We start from the raw sequence: 16,925 nt of genomic DNA on the forward strand, positions 1-16,925 counted from the left end.
CTAGGTTCTTTTTTTCCACGAGGAAATTATATTTTTTATGGTTAAAGCTTTCAAACGTTCAGATCGCGTTGCGTCTGAATTAAAACGTCAACTTTCAATCATTTTACAAAAAGAAGTTAATACACGTGACCTTGGCATGGTAGTTGTAACTGACTTACAAATTAGCCCAGATTTAATATATGCTAAGGCGTTTGTTTCATTTTTAACTACGGCACAAGCAAACGAATTAACTCCACAAGAAAAGATTGCGAGTTTAACAAAACAAGTACCTTATATTCGTAGTTTAATTGCTAAAGCTGTTAAATTACGTGTTGTACCTGAAATTAAATTTATCTACGATGATAGCGCAGATAAATATGATCAAATCAACCAAGTATTAAACTCAATTAAAAAATAGCATGGTTAAACGAAGAGATATTGATGGGGTACTTATTTTTGATAAGCCTCTTGAGATAAGTTCGAATAATGTTTTACAAAGAATAAAATATTTATATCGTGCTAATAAAGCTGGGCATACAGGAGCTCTTGATCCTTTAGCTTCGGGCATGCTTCCTATTTGCTTTGGGGAAAGCACCAAAATGGCTACTATGATGCTTGATTCAGATAAAGAATATCAAGTAACTATCCATTTAGGGGTAAGAACTAATACTTCAGATCGTGAAGGTGAAATTATCTCCACCAAAGAAGTTAATGTTACTCTTGAGCAAATCCAAAGCCTGATTGAGCAAAAATTCACAGGACAAATTCAGCAAACGCCAACCATTTGGTCAGCTTTAAAATACCAAGGTAAACCTCTGTACGAATATGCTCGTAAAGGAATTGAAGTTCCTATTCCGTCGCGTCCGATTACTATTTATGAGATTGAGATTCTTAGCTGGGAAAAACCTTATTTAACCCTAAGAGTATACTGCTCAAAAGGAACTTATATCCGTACTCTTGCCGATGACTTAGGTGAACTCCTTGGCTGTGGCGGACATGTAAGTAGTTTAAGAAGAACAAAAATTGATGGCTTTAATGATTGTCCTATGGTTAGTTTAGAAACTATTGAAGAACTTGCCAAAGAAAACAATCTTGCCCAACTAGATGCTCTCTTACTCCCTTTAGAAGCTCCTGTATCCATGTATCCTGCTCTCGAGCTCAGTGATGCTCAATTGCTTAAATTATGTCTTGGTATGACCTTAATTTATGCTTTTGCGGAGCAAAAGAATCGTCACGAGTTTGATGAGGTTGAGCAACTATTTCGTATATACCACCCTGAGTTTGGTTTTATAGGCATGGCAAGAAATGTAGCTAAAAATCGCTTACGTGGTTTTAGATTACGTTCGCATACCGAACAAATTGCCCGTACTTTAAAACAAAGGGGGGTAAGTGTACAAAATGCCGATCAAGAGCAAAAGGATTTAATAAATAAACTTGAGCCAAGATTTAAATAAGAAAAAAAGAAGGTCACTTGAACCTTCTTTTTTTTTGTGAGTAAAATTTACTTTTTCTCTTCAAACCAAATTAAAGTAGCAAAACGTCCTGTTAGCTTTTCTTTGCGATGCGAGAAAAAGCGTTGATCTTGCACTGTATCTATATCAGAAAAGAAAATGTTTTTTTCTTTTAAACCTAGCTTACGTAAAATAATTGCCGTAACTTTAGGCAAGTTTCCTAGCCATTTATGCTTTTCTTGGGGATAAGGTGTAAAGCAAGTGGCAAAGTCGCGGTCTTTTTGACAAAACTCCATTACTACTTCTGCCCCAACAATAAAGGACTCGGGACCTATAGCCGGACCTATCCAAGCATATAAATTACTCCGATCAATCTCTTGATCGGCTTTAAAAGTTTGCACGGCATTTTCTACTACGCCTGCAACTAAACCACGCCAACCTGCATGCACTGCAGCCACTTCATCTTGACTATCACTAGCTAAGAGTAAAGGAACACAATCGGCAGTGAGAATAGCACATACTTGATTAGCTTGACTTGTATACAAGGCATCTACTTCGAAAAACTTACTAATATCGCGCTCGTGCTCATCTAAGTCTTTACTATCTTTGTGTTTGAGGGCAAGATACTCTTGCTCAAACATTGCATTAACAGGAATTTCAAGCACATTAGCCCCACTAACCTGAGTAACCCATAAAGGTTGATGCGGTAAGTCTAATTGCTCTTTGAGCAAGGCACGGTTTTCTTGTACAGCTTGAAGATCATCGCCCACATGGGAAGCCAAATTTAAACTAAAAAAGTCATTATTACTTACCCCACCAAAACGCGTGGTAGTAAAGGCTTTAACCCGTTTTAAAGGCCAAGGGGGACTTATAGTTTCAATTTTACTCATATAACCTCTTACTTGCTTTGCAGGTCTCTATCTTCTTGTAATACTTGTACAAGCTTAGTCATATCCTCAGGTAAAGGAACTTCCCAAGTCATGGTTTCCCCTGTTGTAGGGTGTTCGAGAGATAACTTAACCGCATGTAAAGCTTGGCGCTTAAAAGCACGCATTACTTCAACTAATTCAGGTAAAGCATTTTTAGGTAAACGAATTTGTCCACCATACATTACATCACCTAAAAGAGGGTGAGCTATATAAGACATATGTACCCTAATTTGGTGCGTTCTTCCTGTCTCAAGACGTAAACGTATGCGCGTATAATTACGATAGGTTTCCATTACACGGAAAAGAGTAACCGCTGGCTTACCATTTTTATGGTCAACAGCCATAGCTGTACGCTTAGTTGGGTGTCTGCCAATAGGTTCACGAATCGTACCACCTTTGGTCATTAAACCATAAGCAATAGCTTCATATTCACGCGTAACGGTTTTAGATTGTAATTGCTCTACAAGGGCTGTTTGAGCAGCTAAAGTCTTAGCTACTACCATTAAGCCAGTAGTATCCTTATCCAGACGGTGCACTATCCCTGCACGAGGAATTTTATTTAATTCTGGGTAATGGAAAAGTAAGGCATTCATTAAAGTACCACGTGGGTTACCTGCCCCTGGGTGAACCACTAAATCTTTTGGTTTATTGATAATGATAATATCATCATCTTCATACACGACATTAATAGGAATGTCTTCAGGCACTGATGTTAAAATTACAGGAATTTGTGCTTCAACATCAACAAACTCATAACCTGTAATTAAGTGGGCTGGATCTGTAATCACTTCACCATCTACTTTTACATGCCCATCTAAGATCCACTCTTTGATTTTAGTACGCGAGTATTGCTCTAATACTGCCGCTATACCAGCATCTAAACGCATGTTAAAGTGATCTAAATTAAATTCGAATGCGTGGTGTTTTACTTCCACTTTATCTTCATATACTGGAGAATCTATACTCATAGTAATCTAATTAAAATTGAACAAAATGTTGTTATATTATAACATTTTCGCCTTATTAAACAAAGAAAAGCAACCTCAAGAGGTTGCTTAGCTTGAATTAGTTATTTTCTTGCGTAGCTGGTGCTTGCGCAGGTGCAGGAGCATTTTGCTCTGCAGCTTGAGCTGCTAATTGAGCTTGGAGCTCTGCATAACTAAAGTTAGGTTGACTTGCAATTCTGTATAAAGACTTAGTTAAATCACAAGTATTTTTAAAGTTAAGGTTCCAGTTAGCAATTTCATTTTCCACTTCTTGTGGGAAAGGAACTACATTACCGTTTTCGTCTTTAACTTCTAATTTTTTAATTTCGTCAATGTTTGCTTGGTAATTGTTATTAGCTTCACAACCATTGCTTAATTGCCCTAATAATGCTGTGAAGTTAGCATCATTTAAATTAAATGAATTGTTAGGGAAATCTTTTTCAAATGCGGTTGAGTCTTCAGCGTAAGATTTTACATAATCTTCAAAACGAGCTTGAGTTGTCGCTAGAACTCTTAATTCCGTATTAGCTTTTTGATCTTCTGGAGCTTCGTTTACAATACGTGCTGAATTAGATAAATCATTTAATACGTTAATAAAGTTACCTGATAAAGGTAAAGCGGCATTAAAGTCAAAGCTACGGTCAGTATAACGATTAATAAATGCTTGAGTTGGATTGAAATCTTTTACATAGATATTCGCAGAAGCAGTTTGAGTCGGAGTTGACGTACTTGCTGTTTCTGTATTATCTTTGTTACATGCTGCTAAAAATAGAGATGCTGTTAAGGCAGTAACAAGTCCTAATGTTTTAACTTTTGTCATAATTCAATTAAACAGTTGTATAAATATGTTGCAAGTTATTTATATGGACAACTTCTTTGTTTTCAAGTCAAAATATAATAAAAAACCAACTGTCAAGCGACAGTTGGTTTTTCTTTAATCAACATTATATCCTTAAGCCTATATAAGTCATTAAAGATCTTGGTTGATCATTAAATCAAATTGTGTCGAATTAGCCTTGACGTTGTTTGTGTTTAGGATCTGTACAGATTACACGAACTACACCGTGACGACGAACGATTTTACAGTTACGACACATGCATTTTACTGATGCACTTACTTTCATTTTAAACCTCAAAAGATTAAAGCATACCAATTATACCAGAAAATATAATCAATTGCTTGAATTTTTCTTAACGCCAGTTAGAACGATATTTGTCTAAGTTCGACTCTTTAAGAATTTTACCGAATTTATTCGACATCATTTGAGACTGAACTTGACCAACAAAGTCCATTACTACCACTACCACGATTAGGATTGATGTACCACCAAAACTTGCGTTGTAGCTGTAGAAGAATCGCATGAACTCTGGCGATAATGCAACTATTGCTAAATATAAACCACCTAACATCGTAACACGAGTCATAATACGGTCTAATAATTTAGCTGTCTGCTCACCTGGACGGTTACCAGGAATGAATGCACCCGATTTTTTCAGCTGTTCAGCTGTATCTTTCGGATTGTATTGCAGAGCAGTATAGAAGAATGCAAAGAAAATAATTAACGCTGCTAATAATACCATTTGTAATGGTTGGCCTGGATATAACATGTTACCAATAGTAGCCATGGTATCGAATTTAGCCCCTAAACCAGTTACAAAAGTTGTAATAAAGGCGATAATTGATGATGCGAAGATTGCAGGAATCACCCCAGCCATATTCACTTTAAAAGGAATATAAGAAGGAGCTGATTGTTGATAACGACCACCGATCATTTGGTTGCGTTGTGCATATTGAATTACAATACGACGTTGAGAACGCTCTACAAACACAACTGCGTAAATGATAATTAAAGTAATCGCCGCAATCGCAAATAATGTTAGTAAACTAATAGCTTCAGTACGAGCTTGTTCTAAAGTGCCCATAATAGCACCTGGAAGACCAGATACGATACCAGCGAAAACGATTAATGAGATACCGTTACCAATACCGCGTTCTGTAATTTGCTCACCTAACCACATCAGGAATAATGATCCTACTGTTAAAGAAACAGAAGCGGCTACCACGAAACTAAAGTCGTGAACAGGAACAAGACCAGGAGCATAAGATGGTAAAGCTGTACTAATTACTACTGACTGTACGGCAGCCAGTACTAAAGTAAAGTAACGCGTAATTTTTGAAATTTTACGACGTCCCATTTCCCCTTCTTTTTTCATTTCAGTTAAAGAAGGAACAAATGTTGTTAATAGCTGTACCACGATTGACGCAGAGATGTACGGCGTAATTCCAAGAGCAAATATTGAAGCACGCTGTAAAGCACCACCACTAAATGTGTTCCAGAAGTTTAATGCTGAACCTGTGTTTTCCGCAAAAGTTTGAGCTAAAACTGAAGCATTTACCCCAGGAACTGGAATATATGTACCTATACGGAATACAATTAATGCTCCAAGTACGAACCATAACTTTCTGCGTAACTCTTGCATAGGAGTCAGCTGAGATCCTTGGTTACCTGGTTTAGACATAGCTTACCTTATAAGTTAAAAAGAAAAGAGAACCTACCTGTAGCAGGCAGGTTCCCCCTCTAAAATAAATTCTTCTTATTCACCTTTCTGAGTGTATGAACCGCCTAGAGCTTTAACAGCTTCTAGTACAGAACCAGAAAGAGTGATGTCAAAATCAGAATTTGTATAAGCTTTAGCAGTAATGTTAACTACTTTATTTAATTCACCAGATAAGATGATTCTTACAAATTTAGTGTTACGACGAACTAAACCTTCAGCTTTTAAGCTTTCAAGAGTTACTTCATTGTTTACTAATTTGCTTAATTCGTTTAAACGAAGTTCTTCAGTTACTAAAGCCTTGCGAGAAGTAAAACCGAATTTTGGTAAACGACGGTATAAAGGCATTTGACCACCTTCGAAACCACGACGTACACCGCCTGATTTACGAGCGTTTTGACCTTTGTGACCTTTACCAGATGTTTTACCTAGACCTGAACCGATACCACGACCTAAACGTTTAGGTGCAGTTTTAGAACCAGCTGCAGGGCTTAAAGTATTTAGAGTTAAACCATTTGACATTTTATAGCTCCTCAACTTTAACCATATAGTAAACTTTGTTTACCATACCACGCACTGCAGGAGTATCTTCTAACTCAACTGAGTGACGGATTCTACGTAAACCTAACCCTTTTAAAGTAGCAATGTGTTTTGGTAAACGACCAATTGAACTTTTAGTTTGGGTTACACGGATTTTTTTAGTCATCTTAAATTACCCCAAAATTTCTTCAACAGTTTTACCACGTTTCGCTGCAACTTGAGCTGGAGAGCTTACTGCTGCTAAAGCTTTAATTGTTGCACGAACCACATTACGTTTGTTTGTAGAACCGTATGCTTTTGCTAATACGTTGTGAACGCCAGCTACTTCTAATACAGCACGCATCGCACCACCTGCGATGATACCTGTACCTTCTGACGCAGGTTGCATGTAAACATTAGAACCTGTGTGAGAACCTTTCACTGGGTGGAATAACGTAGTACCATTTAATTCAACATAAATTAGGTTACGACGAGCTTGTTCCATAGCTTTTTGAATAGCTGCAGGAACTTCTTTTGCTTTACCATAACCAAAACCAACGCGACCTTTACCGTCGCCTACTACAGTTAGAGCAGCAAAACTAAATACACGACCACCTTTTACAGTTTTAGAAACACGGTAAACGTTAATTAGTTTTTCTTGCAGCTCGCCTGCTTTATTTTCTACATTCGCCATTTTTATTTTGACTCCAATTAGAATTTAAGACCAGCTTCACGAGCAGCGTCTGCTAATGCTTTTACACGACCGTGATATTTAAAACCTGAACGGTCAAATGCGATTTTGCCGTCAAAGTTGTTGCTTAATAAACGTTCAGCTACAGTTTTACCAACGAAAGCTGCTGCTTCTACGTTACCTGTGTATTTTAATTGAGATGCTAAAGCTTTTTCTACAGTAGATGCAGATGCTAATACTTTAGCTTCTGGTGAAATTACTTGCGCATAAATGTGGCGTGAAGTACGGAAAACTACTAAACGGTTCACACCAAGAGTTTGCAAGTGTTTACGTGTGCTTGTAGCACGACGAATTCTAGCAGATTTTTTATCCATGGTATTACCTTATTATTTTTTCTTAACTTCTCTAATGCGCACAACTTCGTCACCGTAACGAACACCGTGACCTTTATAAGGTTCTGGTTTACGGTAAGCACGAATGATTGCAGCTTGTTGACCAACTAATTGTTTATCGATCGCTTTTAATACGATTTCTTGTTGGCTAGGGCATTCAGCTGTAACACCTTCTGGTAGAACGTGTTCGATTGGGTGTGAATAACCTAAAGCTAAGCTAATTGTGTTTCCTTTAACAGAAGCACGGTAACCAACACCTTTTAATAATAAAGATCTTGTGAAACCTTCAGAAACACCTTTCACCATGTTATTGATTAATGCACGAGCAGTACCAGCTTGTTCAGAAGAAACGCCTTCTTCACGACCATTCCAGTTAAATGATACGTGACCGTCTTCCACTGCTACAGAAACTTGTGAATTTACGTTTAATTCTAAAGAACCTTTAGGGCCTTTAACTGTTACTAATTGACCGTTAACATTTACTTCAACGCCTGAAGGAATGCTAACTGGTGTTTTTGCTACACGAGACATTAGAACTCCTTATATATTAAGCTACAAAGCAAATGATTTCACCGCCTAAGCCTTCTTTACGAGCTAGACGATCAGTCATAACACCTTTTGAAGTAGACACGATTGCAATACCTAGTCCACCCATTACTGTAGGAAGAGCATCTTTACCTTTATAGATACGTAAACCAGGACGGCTTACACGTTTGATGCTTTCAACAACAGCTTTACCTTGGAAGTATTTTAATTTAATTGTTAATTCAGATTTTACTGAATCAGTTGTTTCATATGATTCAATGTAACCTTCTTCTTTAAGCACTTTGGCAATCGCCACTTTTAGCTTAGAAGATGGCAAAGTTACAGTTTCTTTTCTCGCAGCTTGACCGTTACGAATACGGGTTAACATATCTGCGATTGGATCTTGCATACTCATTTGCTTGTCTCCGATCTAAAATTTGTTACGTTAAAAGTGGAAATTACCAAGAAGCTTTACGAAGTCCTGGGATTTCACCGCTCATCGCTAATTCACGAATTTTTGTGCGGCTTAAACCGAATTTACGTTGGTAGCCACGAGGACGACCTGTAATTGCACAACGATTACGTTGACGACTAGGGCTTGAATCACGTGGTAATGTTTGTAATTTTAATACAGCATTCCAACGGTCTTCATCAGATGTGCTTGGAGAACTAATCAGAGCTTTTAACTCTGCACGTTTCGCAGCATATTTATTTGCTAATTTTACACGTTTTACTTCACGTGCTTTCATTGATTGTTTTGCCATGGGTATACCTTACTTGCGGAATGGGAAGTTAAATGCTTCTAATAAAGCTAAACCTTCTTTATCATTTTTAGCAGTAGTTGTAATAGTGATATCTAAACCACGAAGACGATCAATTTTATCGTAATCGATCTCTGGGAAGATAATCTGTTCTTTGATACCCATGCTGTAGTTACCGCGTTTATCGAATGATTTAGCAGATAAACCACGGAAGTCACGGATACGTGGAATAGCGATGTTTACTAATTTATCTAAGAAATCGTACATACGTTCGCCACGTAAAGTAACTTTAGCACCGATAGGATAACCTTGACGGATTTTGAAGCCAGCAACAGATTTACGCGCTTTAGTCACTAAAGGTTTTTGACCAGAAATAGCTGTTAAGTCAGCTACTGCGTTTTCTAAGATTTTCTTATCTGAAATTGCTTCGCCCACACCCATGTTCAGGGTAATCTTCTCGATTCGAGGGACTTGCATGACAGATTTAAATCCGAATTGGCTCTGTAATTTGCTTACCACTTCATTTTTGTAGTAATCATGCAGTTTCGCCATCATTAACTCCAATATTTATAAATTATTTAATAGTTTCACCAGTAGATTTAAAGTAACGAACTTTTTTACCGTCTTCAAATCTAAAACCTACACGATCAGCTTTTTGTGTAGCTGGGTTCCAAATTGCAACATTTGAAGCATCAATTGGAGCTTCTTTAGTTGTACGACCACCTTCAATACCTAATTGAGGGTTTGGACGCTCATGTTTAGTAACTAAGTTTAAACCTGTTACAATTAATTTACCGTTTGGTAATACTTTAGATACACGACCACGCTGACCTTTACCAGCTTTTTCGCTACCTACTACTAGTACTACTTCGTCGTTTGAACGAATTTTATTAGCCATTTCAAATTCTCCTTATAGTACTTCCGGTGCTAGTGAAATAATTTTCATGAATTTTTCTGAACGTAATTCACGAGTTACTGGTCCGAAAATACGAGTACCGATTGGCTGTTCTGTGTTGTTGTTTAAGATAACACAAGCGTTACCGTCGAAACGAACTACTGAACCGTCTGGACGACGAACGCCTTTCTTGGTGCGCACAACCACAGCTTTTAATACATCACCTTTTTTAACTTTACCGCGAGGAATTGCTTCTTTCACAGTTACTTTGATGATATCACCTACAGCCGCATATCTACGGTGTGAGCCACCTAGAACCTTAATACACATTACGCGACGTGCACCAGAGTTGTCTGCCACAGTCAGCATACTTTGTGTTTGGATCATGTTATGATGCTCCGCTAAATTTTGTTTGTTAATTAATTACCAATCTTATTAAATTGAAGACATAAATAAAGCCTTGCTAGCTTATTGCCCACAACGCTCATTGCTTAGTCTTAAGTCAATTTAATAAATTGCACGTATTTCAAATAAAAACAAAGGACTCATAGTCCTTTTGATCATTTTTTAATATTAAAAATGACTCGGATATTATAGCATACCAACAACTATCATGCAAGGTATTTTTATAAAAAAATTCAACTGCGATAAAAAAATTTATCGCAGTTGCTTAAATTACTTAATATTGTATTTGTTAACTATATTTTCTAAAGCGGCACGAACGTCTTTGCCATTAGCTTTACTTTGTAAAGCATATTCAACAAAGGCTTCAAAATAACCTACTTTAGAACCACAGTCAAAGCTTTCACCTTGCATTAAATATGCTTCTACATCTTTACGTTCGATTAGCATATCAATTGCATCTGAAAGTTGAATTTCTCCGCCTACGCCTAGAGGTGTTTTTTCAATTAGAGGCCAAATTTCTTTATCAAATACGTAACGACCTACTACTGATAAATTAGATGGAGCATCTTCAACTGCAGGTTTTTCTACAATACGTAAAATCTTGCCATGACCATTAGTCGCAAACTCTTGGTTGTCTTCTACTTGTACTATCCCGTAGTTAACTACATCTTCTTGCGGTACTGGAGCGACAAGAATTTGTGATTTACCTGTTTGCTCAAAACGTTTAATCATTTCCGCAAGATTTACAGTTTTTTGATTTGCCGTAAAGTAAGCTAAAAGCACATCTGGTAAAACTACAGCAAAAGGCTCATCACCAATAATAGGGCGAGCACAAGAAATCGCATGTCCTAAACCTAAAGCATTACCTTGACGTACATGAATTAAAGTAACTCCTGGAGGGGTAATACTTCTAACTTCATCTAAAAGTTGACGTTTTACACGTTTTTCTAAAGTATGTTCAAGTTCAAATTGCGTATCAAAGTGATTTTCGATCGCAGTTTTTGATGAGTGAGTTACTAACACCACTTCTTTAATTCCCGCAGCTGCACATTCATCTACAATGTATTGTATCATTGGACGATCAAATACATTTAACATCTCTTTAGGAATTACTTTAGTAGCTGGTAACATACGTGTACCTAAACCAGCTACAGGAATAACAACTTTCATTCTTTTTCCTTTTCTTTATTTTGCTGTAATTATATTGCTAATTAGAGCTACTTTTTCTTCAACTAACTTAGCATCGCCTCGCGATTCTACATTTAATCTTAATAGAGGCTCGGTATTAGAAATACGAATATTGAAACGCCAGTTGCCAAAATCGTAACTTATACCGTCAACTGTACTAATTTCTTTTTCATCTTGGGCAAAGAACTCTTCTACGCGAGCTATAGCAGCCTTAGCATCAGCTACCTTAAAGTTCATTTCATCTGAACAAGGGAACTGTTCTCTCATACTACTTACTAAGTCAGATAAGTTAAGTTGAGATTTTTGTAATAATTCTACAATTAATAACCAAGGAATCATTCCTGAGTCACTGAGGTAGTAATCTCTGAAATAATGGTGTGCTGATAACTCTCCACCGTAAATTGCTTGGTGTTCGCGCATTTTTTGCTTAATAAAGCTGTGCCCTGATTTAGATAATACCGCTTTACCGCCATTATCTTGAATAACTTGTTCACTATTCCAAAGTAAACGTGGCTCGTAAACAATAGTTTGCCCTGGATTTTTATCTAAAAAGGCTTTAGCTAATAAGCCACAAATGTAGTAGCCTTCAACAAAGTTCCCATTTTCATCAAAAAAGAAACATCTATCAAAGTCACCATCAAAAGCAATACCTATATCTGCTCCCACTTCTCTAACCTTGTTAGCCGTAATTTCACGGTTTTCTACCAGAAGCGGATTAGGAATACCATTTGGGAAGTTACCATCTGGTTCAGCAAAAAGATATTCAAACTCTAGATTTGCATGATGTTGTTTTAGAATACCAGCTATGTATTTAACTGTAGCTCCCGCAGCTCCATTACCTATATTAAATAAGAGCTTTAATTTGCGATCGCGTTTAAAACCATCTAAATCGACAAAACTTAAAAGTTTTGAGACATAATTCGGACGTAAGTTTTCTTCGCTTACTACTCCTGGAGTAGAAGCTGGAGTAAAATTCTGCTCTTCAATTAATTTTTGCAGATCACGTAAACCTGAATCTAAAGATAAAGGTACTGAGTTTTTCCCCACAATTTTTAAACCATTATAATCTTTTGGATTGTGAGAAGCTGTAACCTGTACCCCACCATCAGCATTTAAAAAGCTGGTAGCAAAATAAATTTCTTCGGTACCTGATTGCCCAATGTCAATTACATCACAGCCCATTTCGGTGAGCCCTTTGGCAAGAAGTTGTTTAAATTTTGGTGAGGTTAAACGTATATCGCTACCTACAACTACGGTTTTTGCTTTTAAATAAACTGCTAAAGCTTTACCTATGTTATAAACTAATTCATCTGAAAGTTCTTCGCCAATCTTACCGCGAATATCATATGCTTTAAAACAGTTAAAGTTAAATTTAGTCATTATAAAAAACCTTACATACAATGTTTTTTAAGTTATCTCAGCATTTTCGGTTTTATTATAACAAAAATATTATACCTGCATTTAAATATGCATTCTATTTCTGCAAAAAGTAGTCAAATTACCAATTTATTTGCCAATTTTGATCATTTTTTGACAAAAAAAGAACCTGGCTTACTTGCCAGGCTCTTTTTCTTTTTCGATAGTTTTATCATCAACAATAGTAACCAAATTGTTATTAGGCGAACAAACAACAATATTGACACTTTTTGATGATGTTTTAGCAACTATTATTTCAATATCAGCATTTATTCTGATACGTTGCCCTACTTTACGCTTAATTAACAATTTAGCCATAATCTTAAATCCCTAAAGGAATTACTATAGTTGAGATTTTACCTCTTCTTTCATTTTATTTAGCTCTTCAACGAGGTGATCATAGTCAGTAAATGAACCCATTGCTTGGTCTGCTTTACCACCACCTTTACCGCCTAGTCTACCTGCTAACTCACGTACTAAATTACCTGCATTTAATTTATCAGTTAAGCCTTTAATTGCAACTAATAAGTTACCTGCACCTTCTTTATTTACGTTCGCTAAAACAAATACACCTTTGGTTTGCACGCGATTTGCTAATTCAAATGCAACAGCTTTTAATGATTTAACATCTAAATCATTTAGTTTAACAAATACTAATTGCGCATCTGCTACTTTTTCACTTTGCACCAGAAGAGCATCTACTTGTTGTAATGCTAATTGTTCTTTCATAGAATCAGCATATTTTTCTAATTCTTTAATACGAGCTTGGCTAGAAGTAATAGCTGCTGCTAATTCTGTTTTAGGTTTAGCTGCTAATTCTGTTAACTCGCGTAATAATACTGAGTCACGTTGCATGTATTGAATTGCAAGATCACCTGCAACATACTCTAAACGACGTACACCAGCTGAAATACCTGAATCAGAAAGAAGTTTGAATAAACCAATTTCCCCTGTAGAAGCCACATGAAGACCACCACAAAGTTCAATTGACCATTCTGACATCATAACCACACGCACTACATCACCATATTTTTCTGTAAATAATGCCTGTGCTCCTAAAGCCTTAGCTTCTTCCATTGACATTTCGCGAATAACCACAGGGTGATTTGCACGAATATGTTGGTTAACTAAAGATTCAATGCGTAACATTTGCTCAATAGATAAAGCTTCTGGGTTACTAATATCAAAACGAGAAACACCAAAAGTATTTAATGAACCTTTTTGGTGTACATGTTCACCTAAAACTTCTCTTACTGCCGAGTGGAGTAAGTGAGTTACCGAGTGGTGTAAAACTATAGCTTTACGACGATCAGCGTCTACTTCTAATTCTACACGATCACCAACTCTTACTTCACCTGCTGCAACTTTACCATGGTGACCTAAAGCAAGAGCATATTTTTGTGTATCAGTTACATCAAAAATTAATTGATCATTTTTAATTGTCCCTGTATCACCTACTTGACCACCTGACTCACCATAGAATGGAGAAATATCGGTAATAATCACAGCCTCATCACCAGAAGACACTGACTCTACAAGTCTATCGCCTTGGTAAATTGCCGTTACTGTTGCTGTTGATTCTAATGAATTGTTATTGTAGAAATCGTATTCTGTAACTAAATCAGTTTTAATTACATCACCATAATTAACTGTAAACTTACTATTAGCTTTAGCTAATTTTCTTTGTTCAGCCATTTTAGCTTCGAAACCAGCTATATCTACAGTTAAGCCATTTTCCTTACAAATATCAATTGTTAGATCGAGTGGGAAACCAAAAGTATCTAATAGAGTGAAGGCAACATCACCAGGGATAACTGTTTCACCTTTTTCTTTTAGCGTACTAATTACATCATTTAATAAGTTAATACCACGTTCAATGGTTCTTGCAAATTGTTCTTCTTCAAGACGGAGAATTTTTGCAATAAATTCTTTTTTAACTGATGTATCTAGGTAGCTAGCCGCATCTTCCATTACTTTGATTACATCATCTACTAGTTTGTAGAAGAAGGTTCCTCTTACACCTAGTAAATAACCGTGACGAATCGCACGACGAATAATACGACGTAATACATAACCACGACCTTCATTTGAAGGTATTACACCGTCACCAATTAAGAAAGTACAAGAACGAATATGGTCAGCAATTACATTTAATGATTGACGTGTTTCTTTATTTACTTCAACCCCAGTTAATTGAGCAGCACGTTGAATTAAATATTTGAAAATATCTATATCGTAGTTAGAGTTTACATGTTGTTTAATAGCTGCAACACGTTCGATCCCCATCCCTGTATCTACTGAAGGGCGAGGTAATTTTTCCATAGTACCATCTTCACGACGGTTAAATTGCATGAATACTATGTTCCAAATTTCAATAAAACGGTCACCGTCTTCTTCTGCCGAACCTGGAGGACCACCCCAAATTTCTGGACCATGGTCATAGAAAATTTCTGTACATGGACCACATGGACCTGTGTCACCCATTTGCCAGAAGTTGTCTGATTCATATTCAGCACCTTTATTGTCGCCAATGCGAACAATACGCTCTTTTGGTACCCCAATTTCATCAGCCCAAATATTATAAGCTTCATCGTCTGTATGGTAAACCGTTACTGTTAAACGATTTGGATCTAAAGCTAAATAATCTGGAGAAGTTAAAAACTCCCAAGCAAAATGAATAGCGTCTTGTTTAAAGTAGTCACCAAAAGAGAAGTTACCCATCATTTCAAAAAATGTATGGTGACGAGCCGTAAAACCAACGTTTTCTAGGTCATTATGCTTACCACCTGCACGCACACAACGTTGTGCAGTTGTAGCACGTGTATATGGTCTTTTTTCTAAACCTAGAAACACGTTTTTAAACTGGTTCATACCAGCATTGATAAACAGTAATGTCGGATCATTTTCAGGCACTAAAGGACTTGAAGGAACAACTTGATGTCCTTTTTTTTGAAAGAAGTCTAAAAAGCCACGACGAATTTCTGCAGTACTTTTAATTGAACTCATAGAACTTTAAATACGTAATAATTTTAAAAGTGTGGTGAAAATCCCAGCACGATAACGTTTGCTATTTTATCACAAAACAGATGTTCTTTTTTGGATAAAAAAATAAAAAGTCGCATAAGCGACTTTTTACCTTTATATTATTTAGCTGCTTTTGCAGCAGCTTTTTCATGTGCCTCAACTAATGCATCGTTTAGTTGGATACGATATTTTAAATTAGTAGATAATTTAAATTGTACCGTAACAGTTGCAGGCGAATTGATTTTAGCTTTTGGATCTTTAGGAGTACGGAAAGTACGAGGACCACGGTATTTTGTTGAGAAAGTACCTAGTTCTTTAAATCTTACTTTACGTCCTGCTAATAAAGCTTGTGCAATACTTTTAACTAATAAAGTATGCAATTCTTTTGCTGCTTGTTTACTTAACGATTTTAGTTCAGGATTACTAGAAGTTCGTAATTTATCGTAGAAAAGTTCGATAAATCCACCAACTGATAGTAGTTCACCCACTCTAATTTTGATAGAGTCTTTTGCTTCTAGAGTATTTTTCACTTTACTAGATTTGCTACCCATTCTAACGCACCTTAAAATTCATTTTGATAAAAATCCCTGATATTGGAATTAATTAGTAAATAATGCTAATTAATAATCTCACATACTGTCTTAATTAAACTTAAGATTATTTTTTAGACTTAGATTTAGCTAATTTCTCATGAGCTTTAACTAATACGTGGTTAGAAGAGATAGCATCTTTTAAAACACTCGAAGGCTTGAATGCAACATTTACATGAGCACGTGCAACACCTTCTTTTTTAGTTAAAGGATTTGTAAAACTACGTTCCGGATAATATTTTGTACTAAATGAGCCAAAATTACTGAAACGTACTTTTTGACCTGATAATATTACTTCTTCAACTGTTTCGCTCCATGCATTTAGAAGAGCTTTTGTTGTCGCATCTAATTCAGTTTTACCTAATTTAGAAAAAAGTGCATTATCAGACTCTCTTATATTTTCAGTAACTAGTTCTACTAACTCTTTTGTAGTTAATAGACTATCTACTGTATTGTCATTAACTTCTAAATCTACTTTGCTCATAGTTACACTTCTGTTAATACAGGTTTAAAGAATGTTAAAAACAAAATCTAAACCGAACAAAATTTATAAGTAATCTTAATTATAATATTTAACTATTATAAATTTATCTATTTTGAAATAGAAGAGTTGAAGAT

General features: G+C 36.2%; 23 protein-coding genes. 2 read left to right on the top strand and 21 right to left on the bottom strand.

The features are described from left to right. Positions 1 to 37: 37 nt before the first annotated feature. Entirely contained in the window at positions 38 to 397 is a 360-nt protein-coding gene (rbfA, locus tag CJP74_RS03230; protein ID WP_119496831.1) for a 30S ribosome-binding factor RbfA, read from the top strand. A 1-nt stretch (position 398) separates the two neighbouring features. After that, on the top strand, positions 399 to 1,433 hold the full coding sequence (truB, locus tag CJP74_RS03235) for a tRNA pseudouridine(55) synthase TruB (protein ID WP_119496832.1): 1,035 nt from the start codon (positions 399 to 401) through the stop codon (positions 1,431 to 1,433). 47 nt (positions 1,434 to 1,480) lie between these two features. On the opposite strand, the gene pgeF is transcribed toward truB, so the two are convergent. From pgeF to CJP74_RS03340, 21 genes are all read right to left on the bottom strand, one after another. Continuing rightward, positions 1,481 to 2,320 carry a peptidoglycan editing factor PgeF gene (pgeF, locus tag CJP74_RS03240; RefSeq protein WP_119496833.1) on the bottom strand — a complete coding sequence of 280 codons (840 nt, stop codon included), beginning with the start codon at positions 2,318 to 2,320 and terminating at the stop codon, positions 1,481 to 1,483. An 8-nt stretch (positions 2,321 to 2,328) separates the two neighbouring features. Then, the gene (gene rluD, locus CJP74_RS03245; protein WP_427909965.1) at positions 2,329 to 3,327 is read right to left on the bottom strand and encodes a 23S rRNA pseudouridine(1911/1915/1917) synthase RluD; all 999 of its coding nucleotides are present in this window, start codon (positions 3,325 to 3,327) and stop codon (positions 2,329 to 2,331) included. 97 nt (positions 3,328 to 3,424) lie between these two features. Continuing rightward, on the bottom strand, positions 3,425 to 4,165 hold the full coding sequence (locus CJP74_RS03250) for a hypothetical protein (protein ID WP_119496834.1): 741 nt from the start codon (positions 4,163 to 4,165) through the stop codon (positions 3,425 to 3,427). 190 nt (positions 4,166 to 4,355) lie between these two features. Further along, entirely contained in the window at positions 4,356 to 4,469 is a 114-nt protein-coding gene (gene rpmJ, locus CJP74_RS03255; protein ID WP_119496835.1) for a 50S ribosomal protein L36, read from the bottom strand. 67 nt (positions 4,470 to 4,536) lie between these two features. After that, the gene (gene secY / locus CJP74_RS03260) at positions 4,537 to 5,865 is read right to left on the bottom strand and encodes a preprotein translocase subunit SecY (RefSeq protein ID WP_119496836.1); all 1,329 of its coding nucleotides are present in this window, start codon (positions 5,863 to 5,865) and stop codon (positions 4,537 to 4,539) included. A 75-nt stretch (positions 5,866 to 5,940) separates the two neighbouring features. After that, positions 5,941 to 6,423 (bottom strand): 50S ribosomal protein L15, encoded by a 483-nt coding sequence (gene rplO / locus CJP74_RS03265; RefSeq protein ID WP_119496837.1) that lies wholly within the window; start codon positions 6,421 to 6,423, stop codon positions 5,941 to 5,943. A gap of 1 nt (position 6,424) precedes the next feature. Beyond that, entirely contained in the window at positions 6,425 to 6,607 is a 183-nt protein-coding gene (gene rpmD, locus CJP74_RS03270) for a 50S ribosomal protein L30 (RefSeq protein ID WP_119496838.1), read from the bottom strand. Between the two features lie 6 nt (positions 6,608 to 6,613). After that, a complete protein-coding gene (gene rpsE / locus CJP74_RS03275; RefSeq protein ID WP_119496839.1) occupies positions 6,614 to 7,114 on the bottom strand; it encodes a 30S ribosomal protein S5 in 501 nt (166 codons plus the stop codon). 17 nt (positions 7,115 to 7,131) lie between these two features. Beyond that, positions 7,132 to 7,485 (bottom strand): 50S ribosomal protein L18, encoded by a 354-nt coding sequence (gene rplR, locus CJP74_RS03280; RefSeq protein ID WP_119496840.1) that lies wholly within the window; start codon positions 7,483 to 7,485, stop codon positions 7,132 to 7,134. Between the two features lie 12 nt (positions 7,486 to 7,497). Then, entirely contained in the window at positions 7,498 to 8,034 is a 537-nt protein-coding gene (rplF, locus tag CJP74_RS03285; RefSeq protein WP_119496841.1) for a 50S ribosomal protein L6, read from the bottom strand. A 16-nt stretch (positions 8,035 to 8,050) separates the two neighbouring features. Continuing rightward, the gene (rpsH, locus tag CJP74_RS03290) at positions 8,051 to 8,443 is read right to left on the bottom strand and encodes a 30S ribosomal protein S8 (protein ID WP_119496842.1); all 393 of its coding nucleotides are present in this window, start codon (positions 8,441 to 8,443) and stop codon (positions 8,051 to 8,053) included. Positions 8,444 to 8,486: 43 nt separating this feature from the next. Next, the gene (gene rpsN / locus CJP74_RS03295) at positions 8,487 to 8,792 is read right to left on the bottom strand and encodes a 30S ribosomal protein S14 (RefSeq protein WP_119496843.1); all 306 of its coding nucleotides are present in this window, start codon (positions 8,790 to 8,792) and stop codon (positions 8,487 to 8,489) included. Between the two features lie 9 nt (positions 8,793 to 8,801). Continuing rightward, a complete protein-coding gene (gene rplE / locus CJP74_RS03300; RefSeq protein WP_119496844.1) occupies positions 8,802 to 9,341 on the bottom strand; it encodes a 50S ribosomal protein L5 in 540 nt (179 codons plus the stop codon). 22 nt (positions 9,342 to 9,363) lie between these two features. Beyond that, positions 9,364 to 9,687 (bottom strand): 50S ribosomal protein L24, encoded by a 324-nt coding sequence (gene rplX / locus CJP74_RS03305; protein WP_119496845.1) that lies wholly within the window; start codon positions 9,685 to 9,687, stop codon positions 9,364 to 9,366. A gap of 12 nt (positions 9,688 to 9,699) precedes the next feature. Next, positions 9,700 to 10,071 (bottom strand): 50S ribosomal protein L14, encoded by a 372-nt coding sequence (gene rplN, locus CJP74_RS03310; RefSeq protein ID WP_119496846.1) that lies wholly within the window; start codon positions 10,069 to 10,071, stop codon positions 9,700 to 9,702. Positions 10,072 to 10,359: 288 nt separating this feature from the next. Beyond that, positions 10,360 to 11,259 (bottom strand): UTP--glucose-1-phosphate uridylyltransferase GalU, encoded by a 900-nt coding sequence (galU, locus tag CJP74_RS03315; protein WP_119496847.1) that lies wholly within the window; start codon positions 11,257 to 11,259, stop codon positions 10,360 to 10,362. A gap of 15 nt (positions 11,260 to 11,274) precedes the next feature. Further along, positions 11,275 to 12,657 (bottom strand): phosphohexomutase domain-containing protein, encoded by a 1,383-nt coding sequence (locus CJP74_RS03320; protein WP_119496848.1) that lies wholly within the window; start codon positions 12,655 to 12,657, stop codon positions 11,275 to 11,277. Positions 12,658 to 12,828: 171 nt separating this feature from the next. Continuing rightward, a complete protein-coding gene (locus CJP74_RS03325; protein WP_119496849.1) occupies positions 12,829 to 13,011 on the bottom strand; it encodes a carbon storage regulator in 183 nt (60 codons plus the stop codon). 24 nt (positions 13,012 to 13,035) lie between these two features. Then, on the bottom strand, positions 13,036 to 15,690 hold the full coding sequence (alaS, locus tag CJP74_RS03330) for an alanine--tRNA ligase (RefSeq protein ID WP_119496856.1): 2,655 nt from the start codon (positions 15,688 to 15,690) through the stop codon (positions 13,036 to 13,038). 146 nt (positions 15,691 to 15,836) lie between these two features. Then, positions 15,837 to 16,268 (bottom strand): HU family DNA-binding protein, encoded by a 432-nt coding sequence (locus CJP74_RS03335; protein ID WP_119496850.1) that lies wholly within the window; start codon positions 16,266 to 16,268, stop codon positions 15,837 to 15,839. Positions 16,269 to 16,374: 106 nt separating this feature from the next. Continuing rightward, positions 16,375 to 16,791 carry an HU family DNA-binding protein gene (locus CJP74_RS03340; protein ID WP_119496851.1) on the bottom strand — a complete coding sequence of 139 codons (417 nt, stop codon included), beginning with the start codon at positions 16,789 to 16,791 and terminating at the stop codon, positions 16,375 to 16,377. Positions 16,792 to 16,925: the final 134 nt, after the last annotated feature.

Origin of the sequence: Psittacicella melopsittaci, assembly GCF_003585925.1 — a bacterium.
In the GTDB taxonomy this organism is placed as follows: Bacteria; Pseudomonadota; Gammaproteobacteria; order Enterobacterales; family Psittacicellaceae; genus Psittacicella; species Psittacicella melopsittaci.